The organism is Pseudomonas sp. SDO5215_S409 (assembly GCF_054071325.1).
The window spans coordinates 21560-36849 of the sequence record NZ_JBSVWN010000025.1; the positions used below are offsets into that span (position 1 = coordinate 21560).

Sequence of the window (15290 nt, forward strand, 5' to 3'; positions counted from 1 at the left end):
CTTGGTGGTTACATCAGGCTTTTTTCCGGTGCGGGCACATGGCTTGCACCGAGCACCGCCGGTAACATGCCGGCCCGCAGATCCGCGCCGCTCGGTTGCTGATACAGGCTCAACCCGAACTCCGGCATGACCGCCAGCAAGTAATCAAAAATATCCCCCTGAATCCGCTCGTAGTCGGCCCACACCGTGGTGCGGGTGAAGCAGTAGATCTCCAGCGGAATGCCCTGGGCCGTGGTCTGCATCTGGCGCACCATGCAGGTCATGTCGGGCTGGATCTGCGGGTGGCTTTTCAGGTACGTCAGCGCATAAGCGCGGAACGTGCCGATATTGGTCATGCGCCGACGGTTGGCCGACATCGCCGCCACATTGCCTTGGGCCTCGTTCCAGGCCGTGAGCTCGGCTTTCTTGCGGCCCATGTAGTCGGTCAGCAGATGCACCTGGGACAGTTTGTGTTCTTCGTCGTCGCGGATGAACCGCACGCCACTGGCATCGATGAACAGGCTGCGCTTGATCCGCCGACCGCCCGACTGCTGCATCCCGCGCCAGTTGCGAAAAGACTCCGACATCAAGCGCCAGGTCGGGATCGAGACGATGGTCTTGTCAAAGTTCTGTACCTTCACCGTGTGCAGCGTGATATCCACCACATCACCGTCGGCCCCCACCTGGGGCATTTCGATCCAGTCGCCGACGCGCAGCATGTCGTTGCTGGTCAACTGCACGCTGGCGACGAACGACAGCAGCGTGTCCTTGTACACCAACAGGATCACCGCCGACATCGCACCCAGGCCCGACAGCAGTAACAGCGGCGAACGGTCGATCAGCGTGGCGACGATGATGATGGCGCCAAACACATACAGCACCATTTTTGCCAGTTGCACATAACCCTTGATCGAGCGCGTGCGGGCGTGTTCGGTGCGGGCATAGATGTCCAACAGCGCGTTGAGCAGCGCGCTTGCGGCCAGCAGCAGGAACAAGATGGTGAAGGCCAGCGCCACGTTTGCGATGAACAGTGCGCTGGCGGCGCTCAGGTTCGGGACCAGGTGCAGGCCGAACTGGATCATCAGCGAAGGTGTCATTTGCGCCAGGCGGTGAAAGACTTTGTTGTGGCGCAGGTCATTGAGCCAGTGCAGCGCCGGTTGGCGGCCCAGCAGTTTGACGACGTGGAGGATGACGTAGCGGGCCACCCGTCCCAGCAGCAGGGCGACGATCAGCAGCACGATCAGCGCCAGGCCGGCGTTCAGGAGCGGGTGTTCGTCGAGTGAGCCCCAAAGGGTCTGGACCTTGAGCCAGAGCTGTTTGATATCCATAAATAAACGCATTTCTTCTGTAGGACGTGACGGGGCGATTAGAGCACTTAAGGGCTGCAAAGTTGTGCCATTGGACAAATTCCCTGACAAAACCGCAGCTGATTGGCCTTGTTCGCGTAAAGAAACTCGGCCTGAGCGCCCGAAACCGTTACCCTATGCAGCTGATTTTTGTATTTCTTTCGAGGTAGCACCCGTGTTTTCCCAATTCGCCCTGCACGAACGCCTGCTCAAAGCCGTGGCCGAGCTTAAATTTGTCGAGCCTACGCCTGTGCAAGCAGCGGCCATCCCGCTCGCGCTCCAAGGGCGTGACCTGCGGGTGACGGCTCAAACCGGTAGCGGCAAGACCGCCGCTTTTGTCTTGCCGATCCTGCATCGCTTGATCGGCCCGGCCAAAGTCCGTGTGAGCATCAAGACGCTGATCCTGCTGCCGACCCGTGAGCTGGCCCAGCAAACCTTGAAGGAAGTCGAGCGCTTCTCGCAGTTCACCTTTATCAAGTCCGGCATCATCACAGGTGGCGAAGACTTCAAGGTCCAGGCCGCCATGTTGCGCAAGGTGCCCGACATTCTGATCGGCACCCCGGGCCGCATGATCGAGCAACTCAACGCGGGCAACCTGGACCTCAAGGAAGTCGAAGTGCTGGTGCTCGACGAAGCCGACCGCATGCTCGACATGGGGTTTGCCGATGACGTGCAGCGCCTGGTCGACGAGTGTGCCGGCCGCCAGCAGACCATGCTGTTCTCCGCCACCACCGGCGGTTCGACCCTGCGCGAGATGGTCGCCAAGGTGCTGAACAACCCTGAGCACCTGCAGCTCAACGCGGTCAGCCAGTTGAACGAAACCACGCGTCAGCAAATCATCACGGCTGACCACAACCAGCACAAAGAACAGATCGTGAACTGGCTGCTGGCCAACGAGACGTATCAAAAGGCGATCATTTTCACCAACACCCGGGCCATGGCCGACCGTATCTACGGCCGCCTGGTGGCACAGGAGTACAAGGCGTTTGTCCTGCACGGTGAGAAAGACCAGAAGGACCGCAAGCTGGCCATCGACCGTCTCAAGCAGGGCGGTGTGAAGATCCTGGTGGCCACCGACGTTGCCGCGCGCGGCCTGGACGTGGACGGCCTGGACCTGGTGATCAACTTCGACATGCCCCGCAGCGGTGACGAATACGTGCACCGTATTGGCCGTACCGGGCGTGCGGGCAATGATGGCCTGGCCATCTCGCTGATCTGTCACGGCGACTGGAACTTGATGTCGAGCATCGAGCGTTACCTGAAGCAATCGTTTGAGCGGCGCATCATCAAGGAAGTCAAAGGCACCTACGGCGGGCCGAAAAAGGTCAAGGCCTCGGGCAAGGCTGTGGGCGTCAAGAAGAAAAAGGTCGACGGCAAGAAAGTCGACAAGAAAAAAGCCGGCCCGAAAACGGCCACCAAACGCAAGACCGCCAACCGGCCCAAGCCCGATTCGCTGGTGAGCAAGGACGGCATGGCGCCGCTCAAGCGCCGCAAGCCGCAAGAAACGCCCGCTGCCGAGTAAGGCGCAAGGGTAAAAAAACCGGACAATGTCCGGTTTTTTTTGGCCTCAGCTTTTGGCCTTGGCAGCGGCCTCATCCAGCTCTTTCAAGCGTTGGTCGATCAATTGGCACTTGTCGGGCAGGTCGCCGGAGGCGGTGCCCAGGTCCATCTTTTGCAGCTCTTCATTGATTTCCCGGGCCTTGGTCGGGTTTTGCTCGGTGAGTCGAGTCACCTCCTTGGCCAGTTGCTCGCGCTTGGCGGTGGCTTCTTCCGGCGTACAGGCCCAGGCGGGCAGGGCGGCCAGCAGCGTGGCGGCCAGGGCTAGGTTCGGCAGGGTTTTCATGGGGTAGACCTCCTTGGCAGTGATGTGCGGTTGAGGGCTGCCAAGGCTGGAAAGTTCAGCGTAATCGCGCCCGTCCGCTAGGCTGAACAGCGACGGGTCCGATTTGTCACACCTATGAAGGGCCTACTTTCCTACGCCTTCAGGAGGAATCAGGATGACCACTTACAATTGGGAGTTGATCGAGCGGCTGCTGCACGAAGTGCAGAACAGCGCGGGTGAAAGCTTTGCGCCACGCAAGTACGCCGAACAGCACGCGGCTGAAAAGGCCGCGGCAGGCGACGCCACCGGCAATCTTGATGAGTTGAAAGTGACGGCCACTGAGTACGAAAAGTTGCTGCTGGACCGTGGCTTCATCGAGTCCCGCCCGGAGGATGAGGGGGGCAACGGTGAGAACTTCGTGCTGACGCCCCGTGGCTCACAGTTGCTGAGCCTGATCGACAGCTGCATCCCCGGTAACAATCACCCTTGCGAAGTACTCGATGAGCAGGCCGATGCACTGGACCCTGCAACATTTGATTACGTGGCCTCGAAAGCGCAAATCGCTTAGGTCGTCGGGGCGGCTTTCAGGCATTTAAGCGCCTTGAAGTCGCTCCGCACCTGGTTGATCTTCTGCGTCAGTTTTTGCCGTTGTTGCACGGTGCTTTCAGCCATCAGGTCGATGATCAGCTGGCGCGCAGCGGTTTCTGTCTGCGTGTAGGCCTCGCGGTATTGCGGGGTCCACAGGCTTTCACGGTCGACCAGCAGTTGCTCGAGGGTACGCGCAAAGTCCGCACTGCGCCGATCTTTTACGGCGGCCATGAACTGCGCCTGCCAGTGGGCGCGGTTACCAATCCATTGTTGGTTCTGCTCGCCAAGGGCGGTTGACCAGGCCATCACGCGGTCTTGCTGGTGGGGATTGAGCGGGCCCATCCAGGTGTCGAGGCGCTTGTTCATGCGTTCGGCACGCTCGGTGATCTGTTGTGCCAGCGGCGGTTTGAGGTACTCGTCCTGGCGCTTGCGCAGATCCTTGGCGAATGCCAGCGCCATGTCCTGCACCTGCTGATCGTCCAGCCCGCGCAATAATTGCACGGCGGACGGCATGATCGCCCGGGCGCTGTCGGCGATCGCCTCCTTGGCCTCGCGGGTACGGGCTTGCAGGGCCGCGTCGGTGACCTGGTTGGCGTCGACCATTTGTTGCAGGCGGTCGAGCCAGTCGAGGTAGGCGGGTAATTGCGTGGTGCAATGCCAGGCCAGGTGCTCCTTGAGCCGGTCGTTGAACCAGCTCTTTTGCCCGACGTTCATGTCCAGGTAGTCGCTGAGTGTCCAGGGGATGATTACGTCCAGGTTGCGGTAGGCCAGGCCCACGCGGCTGCAACCGGTGACAATCAGGCTAAGCGTGAGCACGACCAACAGGGTGTTTAACCGACGCAACATGGGCGAATCCTTGCGCAGACGAGGTTAATTCATCTGAGCCTGTCAGCCTGCCGACAGTTCAGCCTGTTAATAGAACGGCCGCCCGGCCTTCAAGGTCAACAGGCCGTCACCTTACGAATTGTGTCTGGAGTAGGCGGTGCAGTCGCTGCCGCTGAAGCTGTGGACCGCGCCCAGCTTGAGATCGAAGCGCCCAGCTCACGCTGGAACAATCTGCGCAGGGGCGATGGAGCTGGCCAGCAGTGCACTGACCAGCACAAGGCCGGGTTTGAGCATGCTTGAGTCCGTGAGAGGCGAGAGACGGCAAACACATCTGTCAGGTGTCAGGCAAAGCGGGATGAGGCGGGGTTATTTTTTGCCGAGGCTGATGTGCTTGGACGGTGCGAAGGTCTGGCCGCTGACGCCTTTGGCGATCTGCTGGATCTCGCCGCCGCTTTTGAGGAACGCTGCGATCTGGTTGTCGAGCGATTCGCTGGTTTCAACAGCGGGAGCGGGTTTGGCTTTGCTGGTGGATGCTTTTACGCGCATGGCGGCCACTTACCTGTCAAAAATTAAGTTGGCCAGGTATCGTACAGGAAAAAGCCTTTTATTGTCGGTTTAATACCGCCGCACAACAGCCGTGCCACGCCGTTAATGGCCCGGGATTATTATGGCTAAAAGCCGTTAACTCACTGTTTTAACTGAAAACTACGGGTAAAAAAGCCGCGGGTGGCTATCTGTTTGATGGCGCAGATCCACCTGACGAACGGGCCCGCTCGGCAAAACGCGCCCGCAACAGGGAGCTCGCAGGCCGCGTGCGGCGCACAGGACCGCCGCCCTCAACTCGGGTAGAATGCCGGCCACGCAATGAGGGGATCGGAAATGGCTTTAGTCGGGCGCTACAACAGCTTGCAAGTGGTCAAGCACACTCACTTTGGTTTGTACCTTGACGGTGAGCAAGAGGGTGAAATCCTGTTGCCCAATCGTTATATCCCCAAAGATATTCCCAGTGAAGATGAAGACTGGCTGAACGTTTTTATTTACCTGGACAGCGATGACAAACTTATCGCCACCACCGAAAAACCTAAAGTTCAGGTGGGTGAATTCGCCAGCCTGAAAGTGGTTGAAGTCAACAGTATTGGCGTGTTTCTGGACTGGGGGTTGCCCAAGGATCTGCTGCTGCCGTACTCCGAGGAAAAGCGCCAACTGAGCGCCGGTGAATACTGCGTGGTGCATGTTTATCTCGATAAGCACACCAAGCGCATCACCGCGACCGCCCGCCTGGACCGCTACCTGGACAAGACCCCGGCCACGTACAAAGTGGGCCAGGAGGTCAATCTGCTGGTCGCCGAGTCCACGGACATGGGCTTCAAGGCCATCATCAACAACAAGCATTGGGGCTTGATCCACAAAAACGAAGTGTTCAAGTTCCTGCGCCCGGGCAAGGAAGAGAAAGGCTTCATCAAGGAAGTGCGCAGCGACGGCAAGATCAGCCTGAGCCTGCAACCTGTGGGTGAAGAAGCGGGTTCGAGCCTTAACTCGAAGATCCTTGCCAAGTTGCGTGAAAACAACGGCACCTTGCCGGTCAGCGACAAGAGCGACCCTGCGCTCATCAGCAGTGTGTTTGGTGTGAGCAAAGGCAACTTCAAGAAAGCGATTGGTGCGCTGTATAAGCAGGGCCAGATCGTGATCCATGCCGATCGCATTGAACTAACCTGATGTTACGCGGCTCTTCTGTGGACGTGAGTCGCTCGCGTCTACAGGGGGGTTGGGATGTTCAGGAAATTGCTATTTGCCTACCTCGGCACCTTGCTCGCCCTTTTGATCCTCGACGGGCTTTGGCTCGGCGTCCTCATGGGCCCCACCTACAAGGCCCTGCTCGGCCCGCTGATGCTCGATCAGCCGCGGCTACTGCCCGCTCTCCTGTTTTACCTGCTCTATGTACTGGGTTGCGTGGTGTTCGTGATAGCGCCGGCCTTGACGCGCGGCGGCTGGCAGCAGGCTGCCCGTTTGGGCGCCTTGTTGGGCTTGGTGGCGTACGGCACGTATGACTTGAGTAACTGGGCGACCTTGCAGGGATGGTCGGCGGGGCTTGCCGTCATGGACATTGCGTGGGGCACCTTTGTCAGCGCCGCTTGCTGCAGTGTTGGCTACCAATGTGCACGCAAGGTGCACAACTGATTGTGTACAGGATAACCGTGCACCGTTCCCGAGCGATCAACGTCCGCCTGCGTGTGCAGGCGTGCATTGTCTGCGGTGTTTAGGTCTTTGGCACGCATTCTGCTCATCAACTCGTATACAACCTGCGCCGCCTCTCGTACCCATTCCGTTGGCGAGCGGCAGGCCGGTATTTCGAGGAGCCTTGCGATGACCGAACAACTGCCTAAAGGCTACAGCCCGCGCCTGTACAACCAGGACCTGGGGCCGCTGCCGCAAACATGGAACTGGTACAACATCTTTGCCTTCTGGATGAGCGATGTGCACAGCGTGGGTGGTTATGTGTTCGCTGCCAGCCTGTTCGCCCTTGGCCTGGCCAGTTGGCAAGTGTTGGTCGCGTTGCTTTGCGGCATTTGCATCATCCAGTTGATCGCCAACCTGGTGGCCAAGCCCAGCCAGCAGGCCGCGGTGCCTTACCCGGTGATCAGTCGGCTGGCATTCGGCGTGTTTGGTGCGAATATTCCGGCGGTGATCCGTGGCCTGATCGCGGTGGCCTGGTACGGGATTCAGACGTACCTGGCCTCCAGTGCGTTGATCATTGTGGTCTTGCGCTTTTTCCCGCAGATGGAGGTGTACGCGCAGCCGCAGTTTGCCGGGCTGTCGTACCTGGGCTGGATGGGGTTTCTGAGCTTGTGGGTGCTCCAGGCCCTGGTGTTCTGGGCGGGCATGGAGTCTATCCGACGCTTTATCGACTGGGCGGGGCCGGTGGTCTATGCGGTGATGTTTGCACTGGCGGCCTGGATTGTGTGGAAGGCGGGCTGGAGCCATATCAGCTTTACGCTGGGGGAAAAGTCGCTGTCGGGTTGGGAAGCCTGCGGCCAGATGATCGTCGCAACCGCGTTGGTGGTGTCGTACTTTTCCGGGCCGACCCTGAACTTCGGTGATTTCAGTCGCTATTGCCGAACCATGGCCGACGTACGCCGCGGCAATTTCTGGGGCTTGCCGGTGAATTTTCTGGCGTTCTCGCTGGTGACCGTGGTGATTGTGTCGGGCACCTTGCCGGTGTTTGGCCAGATGCTGCACGACCCTATCGCCACCGTGTCGCGCATCGACAACAGCATGGCGGTGCTGCTGGGGGCCTTTGCGTTCGTCACCGCGACTATCGGCATCAATATCGTCGCCAACTTCGTCTCGCCTGCGTTTGACTTTGCCAACGTCGCACCGAGCAAAATCAGCTGGCGCGCAGGCGGCATGATCGCCGCCGTGGCCTCGATCTTCATCACCCCGTGGAACCTGTTCAACAACCCGCTGATGATCCACTACACGCTGGACATCCTCGCGGCGTTTATCGGGCCGCTGTTCGGGATTTTGCTGGTGGACTATTACCTGGTCAAAAAGCAGCAGATCGATGTGGATGCGCTGTTCGATGACAGCCCCGGCGGGCGTTATTACTACCAGGGCGGAGTCAACTGGACGGCGGTCAAGGCATTGGTGCCCGCAACGCTGGCGGGGGTGGCGATCACGTTTACCCCGGTGTTGCAGCCGATGGCCAACTTCGCCTGGTTTACCGGCTGCTTTCTGGGCGGTGCGTTTTTTCTGATGTTAGCGAGCCGGGAGCGGGCCAGCCTGCGCTCACCGCTGGTCACCGGCTAGGCGGGCCGCAAGGGGCGCGGCGGCCCGGCGCAACAACAGCGCCCCCGCCACCAACAGGCCGCAACCGGCCACCATCAAGGCCGGTTGCAGGCCGCCACTCAGATGGCTGCTGACCGACGCCAGCAGCGGGCCGCTCAATTGGCCGATGGCAAAACTGGCGGTGAGCAGCCCGGTGCTGCGTTGATAGCCGTGCGGCGCGACCTCCCGCAGGCGCTGCATCATTAATTGCATACAGGCCAAGAAGGGCGCGCCACACAGCAGGACGCCCAGGGCCAAGCCCCAGCCGTTGCCCAGCAAACAGGCAAATACGCCGGCCGCTTGCAGCCACAAGGTTGCCATCAACCAGTAGCGGGTAGTCCCGGTGTTCTTGCGGCGAAAACTCACCACCAGCACACCGATCGCGGCGGCCAGGCCAAAGCATGGCCAGAACAGATCGGCCTGCCAGGCGCCCTTGAACTGAGCGCTGGCCATTTGCGACAAAAATGTCGCCGGGATGATGTAACCCAGCCCGTACAATACGTAAATCCAGCACAGATGCGTGATGCTGCCATTGCTGCCGCTCAGGGTCGCGGCCGGTGCGCTGGCGATGGGTTGGGGCAAAAACGGCAGGATGGCCAGCAGCATCACCAGCGCGACCACACCGTACACCAGCCAGAGGGTCGCGGAATTTTGCCCCAGCAGGTTGGAGCCCAGCGCCAGCAACCCCGTTAACAAAATCCCGAGCCCCGGCCCTGCAAAGACCAGCGCGCCCAGGCGAGCCCGCCCGGCGGCGGCCGCCAACGGCTGGCTCAAGCCCGTGATCATCACCAGGGCCCAGGCGCTGGCGACGCCGGTGCCAAAGCGCAGCACCAGGTGCGACCAGAACCCGTGGGCCCAGTAGGACGCCAGGGTCAGCAGCACACACAGCCACAAACCGGCATACAGCCGCCCACGCACATGGTGATGGCTGCGGGCGAAGATCGAATCCACCGCCCCGACCAGGTAACCCAGGTAGTTGGCGGCGGCGATCAGCCCGGCGTCGGTCAGGTCGATCTGGCCTTCGCTGAGCAAGTGGGGCATCTGCGGGGTCAGGGCGAAGCGGCCGATGCCCATGGCCATCATCAAGGCGACAAAGCTGGCGAGTAAGCGAATCAGGGGGGACATAGTCAAAAATTCCTGCGTGAAAGCCAATGACCTTCAGGCTAAAGGCAATTGACTTTCTGCAAAAATGAATAATAGTGAGTAACTTATTCAGTTTAGGAGAACGGTTATGGAGTTCAGCCAACTGCGCATTTTCCAGGCCGTGGCCGAGGAAGGCTCGATCACCCGTGCCGCCGATCGCCTGCACCGGGTGCCGTCGAACCTGTCGACCCGGCTCAAGCAAATGGAGGAGCAGTTGGGGGTGGACTTGTTTGTGCGCGAGCGCCAGCGCCTGCAACTGTCACCGGCTGGCAAAGTGCTGCTCGACTACAGCACCCGCCTCCTGGCGTTGCACGACGAGGCCCATGGCGCCGTGCAGGGTGGCCAGCCCGCCGGGGATTTCACCCTGGGCAGCATGTACAGCACGGCGGCCATTCACTTGCCAAAGTTGCTGGCGCGTTATCACAAGACCTACCCACGGGTGAACCTGCAGGTGCAGTCCGCGCCCAGCGGCGAGTTGCTCGAGGGCTTGATTACCGGGCGGCTTGACGCAGCATTGGTCGATGGCCCGTTGACCCTGGCTACCCTGGATGGTGTGCCGTTGTGCGAGGAGCGTCTGGTGATGATCTGTGAGGCCGATCACCCGCCGGTGCGTGGGCCTAAAGACGTCGCTGGGCGTTCGGTGTTCACTTTCCGACGCAGTTGTTCGTACCGTGCACGGCTGGAAGCGTGGTTTTCCCACGACCGCGTGGCCATGGGGCGAGCAATTGAGATTGAGTCCTATCAGGGCATGCTGGCCTGCGTGACGGCGGGGTCGGGGATTGCCTTGATGTCGCAGTCGATGCTCGACAGCCTGCCGGGCAAGGACAGCGTCTCGGTGCACCCGCTGGCAGAGCCCTTTGCCACGGCCACCACTTGGCTGATGTGGCGCAAGGGCATGCTCGGCGCTAACCTCAACGCGTGGATTGACCTGCAAGAAGAGGGCAAAGCGGTGCCTGAACCGGACGCTAGAGCGATTGCCTGACCGAATGGCCTGGATTTGCGTGGCTTTTGTAATAGTTCGTTGTGTTTTCAGACAAGCATTGCGTAGGACTTGGTACTACTATCTGTAGGAAGCGGCGACAGAGTCCTCGCCGTTCAGCATTACCCCAAGGGGGGCACCATGAAAGAGAAAATCCAAAACTGGCTGCACGACCTCGGCGTCGCACTCGGCTTGATCGAGCCCCCGCTGCAACCGGTGCCGATCCGCACCGATGACGAGCAGCGTCGGCCACGCCGCCGGTAAGGCCCGAAACGCGCTCACACACCCTGTTTGAGCGCGGTCTGTGGTGACACGAATTCAATGTGAGCGGGCAAGCCCGCTCCCGCATTTTGGGCGTGTGCAAACCAAAAAAACGGGTGCGACAACCGACGTCGCACCCGCTGAAGAAAGCCAGGGGGCCGTAGGATCAGCCCCCGCACAATAGAAGTCTTTTGTTAGATCGCCCCAGCTGCTGCCGCTTGCGGGCGCGGTGACAGGAGGCTGACCACCACAAAACTCACCAGGCCGACTGCCAGGCTGTAGTAGATCGGGGTGTTTGAGTCCAGCCCGTCCTTGACCATGAACACCAGCGCGGTGACAAAGCCCAGTGTCATCGAGCTGATGGCCCCAGACGTGGTCGCCCGCTTCCAGAAGATCGCCCCGATCAGCGGGATCAACATGCCGCCCACCAACAGGTTGTAGGCCAGGGTCAAGGCGCTGATCACGTCGTTCACCACCAGCGCGATACCCAGCACGGCAATACCGGTCAGCATCGTAAACAGACGGTTGATACGCAGGCTCGACTGTTTGCCACCGCGCAGGCGGGGCAGCAGGTCTTCGGTGAGTACCGTGGACGCTGCGAGCAAACCGGCGCTGGCAGTGGACATCATCGCCGCCAGTGCTGCTGCGATCACCAGGCCGCGAATCCCGTCCGGCAACGACAACTTCACGATGGCCGCGAACGCATTGTTGACGTTCGCCAAGTCTGGAATCAGCACGTGCGCCGCCATACCGATCAAGGCACAGGCCAGGCCGTAGAGGATGCAGTAGAAGCCTGCGAAGGTGCCTGCGTACTGGGCGACCTTTTCGTCACGGGCAGTGAACACCCGCTGCCAGATGTCCTGGCCGATCAGAATGCCGAAGAAGTAGATCATGAAGTAGGTGATGATCGTGTCCCAGCCGATCTCGGTGAAGGTGAAGTGTGACGCTGGCAGCTTGGCCACCAGTTCGTCCCAGCCCCCCACACGGTAGAGGCAGATCGGCAGCAGGATAAACATCAGGCCGACGGTCTTGATCACAAATTGCACGATGTCGGTCAGGGTCAGCGACCACATGCCGCCGATGGTCGAATACACCACCACCACGCCCCCGCCCAGCAACACCGAGATCCAGAACGGCAGACCGAACAACACTTGCAGCACGGTGCCGATGGCCAGGATCGAGGTCACGCCGATCATCAGCGCGTACGCCAGCATGATCACCGCGCTGGCCTGGCGGGCCATGGGGTTGTAGCGCTTTTCCAGGACCTGGGTCACGGTGAAGATTTTCAGCTTCAGCAGCGGCTTGGCCAGGAACAGGTTCAGCGCGATGATGCCCATGCCGAGTGCGGCGCAGAGCCAGAAGCCGGAAATGCCATGCACATAGCCCAGGCGCACGGTGCCGACGGTCGAGGCACCGCCCAGTACCGTGGCGGCCATGGTGCCCATGTACAGCGACGGGCCGAGGTTGCGGCCCGCCACCAGGTAGTCTTCGTGGGTCTTGGCACGGCGCATGCCGTAATAGCCGAGCACCAGCATGCCGGCGGCGTAGATGAGTACGACGAATAGATCCAATGCCATGACGGCAGCTCTCCGTTTATTTTTTTATGGGCGTTCAGGCGGCGTGACGCATCGCCGGTTTAGTGAGCGCATCCATGCTCGGGTTACTGCGTGGGTCGTTCGGCCCGTAGACAGAGGCAGGCTCCGGGAACAGGCGCAGCAGGCTCAGGTACACCAGCGAGGCCAGGCCCAAGGTCACCGGCAAACTGATGTCGATGCCGTCGGCCAGGTTGCCCAAGGGGCCTACAAACTGCCCCGGCAGGTTGACGAAGCACAGGCCCACCAGGGCGCTCGGGATCCAGGCCCCCAGGCCTCGCCAGTTCCAGCCGTGGCTGAACCAGTAGCGGCCGCCGGTTTCACCGCGGGTGAACACCTGCAGGTCATCCGGGCAGTAGTAACCACGCCGTACGATCAGGCCGATGATCATCATCACCATCCACGGCGTGGTGCAGGTGATGATCAGCACGGCGAAGGTCGACACGCTTTGCACCAGGTTGGCGGCGAAACGTCCGATAAAGATGAAGGCAATCGACATCACCCCGATCAGCAGCGTCGCCTTGACCCGTGAGAGCAGGCGTGGAAACACGCTGGACATGTCCAACCCGGTGCCATACAGCGACGTGGTGCCCGTGGACATGCCGCCAATCACCGCAATCAGGCACACCGGCAGGAAAAACCAGGTAGGGGCCACTGCCAGCAGCCCGCCCACATAGTTGTTGGCGGTGATGTAGTCCGGGGCCTTGATGGCCACGATGGTTGCGGTCGCAAGGCCGAACAGGAACGGAATCAGCGTGGCCAGTTGCGCTGCGATGACCGCCAGCATGATCCGGCCCTTTGGCGTTTCACGCGGGATGTAGCGCGACCAGTCGCCCAGGAACGCACCAAAGGAGATCGGGTTGCTCATGGCCACCAGCGCGGCGCCGATAAAGGCCGCCCAAAAACCTGGTTGACCGAGTGCGACGGTGCCGGCGAAGTGGCTGTCGAAGGCCGGCGCGAACGCGAAGATCCCCAACAGAAACAGCAGGCTCGCCGCCCATACGGCGATGCGGTTGACCCACAGCATGAAGCGAAAGCCGTAGATGCACACCGTCAAGACCAGCACGGCGAACAACCCATAGGCCAGGCCCAGGCTCAGGTCGGTTTCCGGTAAGCCGATCAGACGTTTCGCACCGCCCACCAGCGCATCGCCTGAACTCCACACCGACAGTGAGAAGAAGGCAATCGCCGTCAACAGTGACAGAAACGAGCCGACAATCCGCCCGTGCACGCCAAAATGGGCGCCGGAGGACACGGCGTTGTTGGTGCCGTTGATCGGCCCGAACAGGCCCATGGGCGCCAGAATCACCGCGCCCACCAGCACACCCAGGACAATCGCCCACACACCCGCCTGGAACGACAGGCCGAATAACACCGGGAAACTGCCCAGCACCGCGGTGGCAAAGGTATTGGCACCGCCGAAAATCAGGCGAAACAGGTCCTTGGGACCGGCGGTGCGTTCGTGGTCCGGGATCTGTTCGACCCCGTTTGTTTCAATTTTGCGAATACTGTTTTCGTTGTTTTTATTATTCATGACCAGCTCCGATCATAGTGGCTAATGGGGTGGCAGCCCTTGCGGCACAGCGGACAAATGTTCGTGACAGGCCAGCCACAGGCCTTCTTGTTGTTCGTCGGACTCCTGTCTTTTGAAGACAATCGTCTCGCGTTCCTGGCTAATGAATTGCTCCCCGTTCATGCGCAGCTCTGTGGCCACGTCATGAATAAAAATCGCCACGTCGCCTTGCAGGCTGACCACGGCATTGCTCGAGATGCAGGACAGCACCTCGAAGCCCTCGTCCCGGCGCCAGCTGTCCCACAACGCCTGGTAGGCGTCGCGCGTCAGCAGCGGCTGGGGGAGGGTGTAAAACACAAACGTCGCGTCGACGCTAAAAGCCCCGAAGTAAGCTTCACGGTCGTTGCGGGCAAAGGCCGACACCAGGTCGGCCGCCGCCTTGAGGACTTCGTTGCAGGCGTTCATCAACGGTGCGCCACGCCGGGCAGTACGCAGAGCATCTCGTACAGCAGGTTGGCGCCGAGCAGCGAGGTGTTGCCGGTGGTGTCGTAGGGTGGCGAGACTTCCACCAGGTCGCAACCGATCAGGTCCAGGCCTTGGCAGCCGCGAATGATCTCGATCGCCTGAATAGTGGTCAAGCCACCGATTTCCGGGGTGCCGGTGCCGGGCGCCCAGGCGGGGTCGATGCCGTCGATGTCGAAACTCAGGTACACCGGGCCGTCGCCGACCTTTTCTCGTACTTCGGCCATCAGTGGCGCCAGCGACTGGTGCCAGCACTCTTCGGCTTGTACCACGCGAAAGCCCTGTTTGCGGCTCCAGTTGAAGTCTTCGGCGGTGTAGCCCTGGGCGCGCAGGCCAATCTGCACCACGCGGTCGCAGTCCAGCAGGCCTTCTTCCACGGCGCGGCGGAAGGTGGTGCCGTGGGCGATTTTCTCGCCGAACATGTGGTCGTTCACATCGGCGTGGGCGTCGATGTGCACCAGCCCGACCTTGCCGTGTTTTTTATGGATCGCCCGCAGGATCGGCAGGGTGATGGTGTGATCGCCGCCCAGGGTCAGCGGGATCACGTTGTGTTCCAGAATCTCGTCGTAGGCTTCTTCGATGATGCGCACGGCGTCCAGCAGGTTGAAGGTGTTGATGGCGACGTCGCCGATGTCGGCAACCGACAGCGAGTCAAACGGCGCGGCGCCGGTGGCCATGTTGTACGGGCGGATCATCACCGACTCGGCGCGGATTTCCCGGGGGCCGAAGCGGGTGCCGGCGCGCAGCGAGGTGCCGATGTCCAGGGGCACGCCAATAAAGGCGGCGTCCAGGCCCTTGGCCGAGGGCAGGTGGGGAAGACGCATCATGGTGGCGATGCCGGCGAAGCGCGGCATTTCGTTGCCGCCCAGTGGTTGGTGGAAAATCTTGTCCACGG

At 60.9% G+C, this 15290-nt stretch carries 16 protein-coding genes; 7 read left to right on the plus strand and 9 right to left on the minus strand.

What is annotated here, in order from left to right; all coding sequences use genetic code 11:
- Positions 1-8: 8 nt before the first annotated feature.
- Positions 9-1307 carry a mechanosensitive ion channel family protein gene (locus ACW9H9_RS14690; RefSeq protein WP_457343934.1) on the minus strand — a complete coding sequence of 433 codons (1299 nt, stop codon included), beginning with the start codon at positions 1305-1307 and terminating at the stop codon, positions 9-11.
- Positions 1308-1500: 193 nt separating this feature from the next.
- Between ACW9H9_RS14690 and ACW9H9_RS14695 the strand changes: the two genes are divergently transcribed.
- On the plus strand, positions 1501-2847 hold the full coding sequence (locus tag ACW9H9_RS14695) for a DEAD/DEAH box helicase (RefSeq protein ID WP_457343935.1): 1347 nt from the start codon (positions 1501-1503) through the stop codon (positions 2845-2847).
- Between the two features lie 45 nt (positions 2848-2892).
- Here the strand turns inward: ACW9H9_RS14695 and ACW9H9_RS14700 are convergent, their stop codons facing one another.
- Entirely contained in the window at positions 2893-3168 is a 276-nt protein-coding gene (locus tag ACW9H9_RS14700; RefSeq protein ID WP_457343936.1) for a hypothetical protein, read from the minus strand.
- Positions 3169-3322: 154 nt separating this feature from the next.
- Here ACW9H9_RS14700 and ACW9H9_RS14705 point away from each other — a divergent pair, with 154 nt between their 5' ends.
- Positions 3323-3715, plus strand: coding sequence for a transcriptional regulator (locus ACW9H9_RS14705; RefSeq protein ID WP_457343937.1), 393 nt, complete (start codon positions 3323-3325; stop codon positions 3713-3715).
- Here the strand turns inward: ACW9H9_RS14705 and ACW9H9_RS14710 are convergent.
- Both ACW9H9_RS14710 and ACW9H9_RS14715 read right to left on the minus strand, forming a co-directional pair.
- Positions 3712-4581 carry a DUF6279 family lipoprotein gene (locus ACW9H9_RS14710; protein ID WP_457343938.1) on the minus strand — a complete coding sequence of 290 codons (870 nt, stop codon included), beginning with the start codon at positions 4579-4581 and terminating at the stop codon, positions 3712-3714. The genes ACW9H9_RS14705 and ACW9H9_RS14710 overlap by 4 nt on opposite strands.
- Before the next feature lie 345 nt (positions 4582-4926).
- Positions 4927-5106: a hypothetical protein gene (locus ACW9H9_RS14715; RefSeq protein WP_457343939.1), complete on the minus strand. Its 180-nt coding sequence runs from the start codon at positions 5104-5106 to the stop codon at positions 4927-4929.
- A gap of 333 nt (positions 5107-5439) precedes the next feature.
- On the opposite strand from ACW9H9_RS14715, the gene ACW9H9_RS14720 reads away from it, so the two are divergent.
- The 3 genes from ACW9H9_RS14720 (at position 5440) to ACW9H9_RS14730 (ending at position 8367) form a co-directional block, all read left to right on the plus strand.
- Complete coding sequence (locus ACW9H9_RS14720; protein WP_457343940.1) at positions 5440-6276, plus strand: CvfB family protein; 837 nt, start codon at positions 5440-5442, stop codon at positions 6274-6276.
- 54 nt (positions 6277-6330) lie between these two features.
- Positions 6331-6738, plus strand: a complete 408-nt coding sequence (locus tag ACW9H9_RS14725; protein ID WP_457343941.1) for a DUF2177 family protein — start codon at positions 6331-6333, stop codon at positions 6736-6738.
- 186 nt (positions 6739-6924) lie between these two features.
- Positions 6925-8367: an NCS1 family nucleobase:cation symporter-1 gene (locus ACW9H9_RS14730; protein ID WP_457343942.1), complete on the plus strand. Its 1443-nt coding sequence runs from the start codon at positions 6925-6927 to the stop codon at positions 8365-8367.
- On the opposite strand, the gene ACW9H9_RS14735 is transcribed toward ACW9H9_RS14730, so the two are convergent.
- Positions 8347-9510: a YbfB/YjiJ family MFS transporter gene (locus ACW9H9_RS14735; protein ID WP_457343943.1), complete on the minus strand. Its 1164-nt coding sequence runs from the start codon at positions 9508-9510 to the stop codon at positions 8347-8349. The genes ACW9H9_RS14730 and ACW9H9_RS14735 overlap by 21 nt on opposite strands.
- A gap of 106 nt (positions 9511-9616) precedes the next feature.
- On the opposite strand from ACW9H9_RS14735, the gene ptrR reads away from it, so the two are divergent.
- Positions 9617-10510, plus strand: a complete 894-nt coding sequence (ptrR, locus tag ACW9H9_RS14740; RefSeq protein ID WP_457343944.1) for a putrescine utilization regulator PtrR — start codon at positions 9617-9619, stop codon at positions 10508-10510.
- 138 nt (positions 10511-10648) lie between these two features.
- A complete protein-coding gene (locus tag ACW9H9_RS14745; protein ID WP_003193089.1) occupies positions 10649-10771 on the plus strand; it encodes a PA1414 family protein in 123 nt (40 codons plus the stop codon).
- A 191-nt stretch (positions 10772-10962) separates the two neighbouring features.
- Here the strand turns inward: ACW9H9_RS14745 and ACW9H9_RS14750 are convergent, their stop codons facing one another.
- The 4 genes from ACW9H9_RS14750 to speB are packed head-to-tail and all read right to left on the minus strand — an operon-like array spanning position 10963 to position 15288.
- A complete protein-coding gene (locus tag ACW9H9_RS14750; protein ID WP_457343945.1) occupies positions 10963-12345 on the minus strand; it encodes a sodium:solute symporter in 1383 nt (460 codons plus the stop codon).
- A 34-nt stretch (positions 12346-12379) separates the two neighbouring features.
- Positions 12380-13894: a purine-cytosine permease family protein gene (locus ACW9H9_RS14755; RefSeq protein WP_457343946.1), complete on the minus strand. Its 1515-nt coding sequence runs from the start codon at positions 13892-13894 to the stop codon at positions 12380-12382.
- A 21-nt stretch (positions 13895-13915) separates the two neighbouring features.
- Positions 13916-14338 (minus strand): YybH family protein, encoded by a 423-nt coding sequence (locus tag ACW9H9_RS14760; protein WP_457343947.1) that lies wholly within the window; start codon positions 14336-14338, stop codon positions 13916-13918.
- The gene (gene speB, locus ACW9H9_RS14765; RefSeq protein WP_457343948.1) at positions 14338-15288 is read right to left on the minus strand and encodes an agmatinase; all 951 of its coding nucleotides are present in this window, start codon (positions 15286-15288) and stop codon (positions 14338-14340) included. The genes ACW9H9_RS14760 and speB overlap by 1 nt, the downstream gene beginning before the upstream one ends.
- Positions 15289-15290 lie beyond the last annotated feature (2 nt).

Bases quoted from the DNA above. Each gene is read 5' to 3' on its own strand.
- ACW9H9_RS14690 (WP_457343934.1), bottom strand. From the start codon at position 1,307: ATGGATATCAAACAGCTCTGGCTCAAGGTCCAGACCCTTTGGGGCTCA.
- ACW9H9_RS14700 (WP_457343936.1), bottom strand. From the start codon at position 3,168: ATGAAAACCCTGCCGAACCTAGCCCTGGCCGCCACGCTGCTGGCCGCC.
- ACW9H9_RS14705 (WP_457343937.1), top strand. From the start codon at position 3,323: ATGACCACTTACAATTGGGAGTTGATCGAGCGGCTGCTGCACGAAGTG.
- ACW9H9_RS14710 (WP_457343938.1), bottom strand. From the start codon at position 4,581: ATGTTGCGTCGGTTAAACACCCTGTTGGTCGTGCTCACGCTTAGCCTG.
- ACW9H9_RS14715 (WP_457343939.1), bottom strand. From the start codon at position 5,106: ATGCGCGTAAAAGCATCCACCAGCAAAGCCAAACCCGCTCCCGCTGTT.
- ACW9H9_RS14720 (WP_457343940.1), top strand. From the start codon at position 5,440: ATGGCTTTAGTCGGGCGCTACAACAGCTTGCAAGTGGTCAAGCACACT.
- ACW9H9_RS14725 (WP_457343941.1), top strand. From the start codon at position 6,331: ATGTTCAGGAAATTGCTATTTGCCTACCTCGGCACCTTGCTCGCCCTT.
- ACW9H9_RS14730 (WP_457343942.1), top strand. From the start codon at position 6,925: ATGACCGAACAACTGCCTAAAGGCTACAGCCCGCGCCTGTACAACCAG.
- ACW9H9_RS14735 (WP_457343943.1), bottom strand. From the start codon at position 9,510: ATGTCCCCCCTGATTCGCTTACTCGCCAGCTTTGTCGCCTTGATGATG.
- ptrR (WP_457343944.1), top strand. From the start codon at position 9,617: ATGGAGTTCAGCCAACTGCGCATTTTCCAGGCCGTGGCCGAGGAAGGC.
- ACW9H9_RS14745 (WP_003193089.1), top strand. From the start codon at position 10,649: ATGAAAGAGAAAATCCAAAACTGGCTGCACGACCTCGGCGTCGCACTC.
- ACW9H9_RS14750 (WP_457343945.1), bottom strand. From the start codon at position 12,345: ATGGCATTGGATCTATTCGTCGTACTCATCTACGCCGCCGGCATGCTG.
- ACW9H9_RS14755 (WP_457343946.1), bottom strand. From the start codon at position 13,894: ATGAATAATAAAAACAACGAAAACAGTATTCGCAAAATTGAAACAAAC.
- ACW9H9_RS14760 (WP_457343947.1), bottom strand. From the start codon at position 14,338: ATGAACGCCTGCAACGAAGTCCTCAAGGCGGCGGCCGACCTGGTGTCG.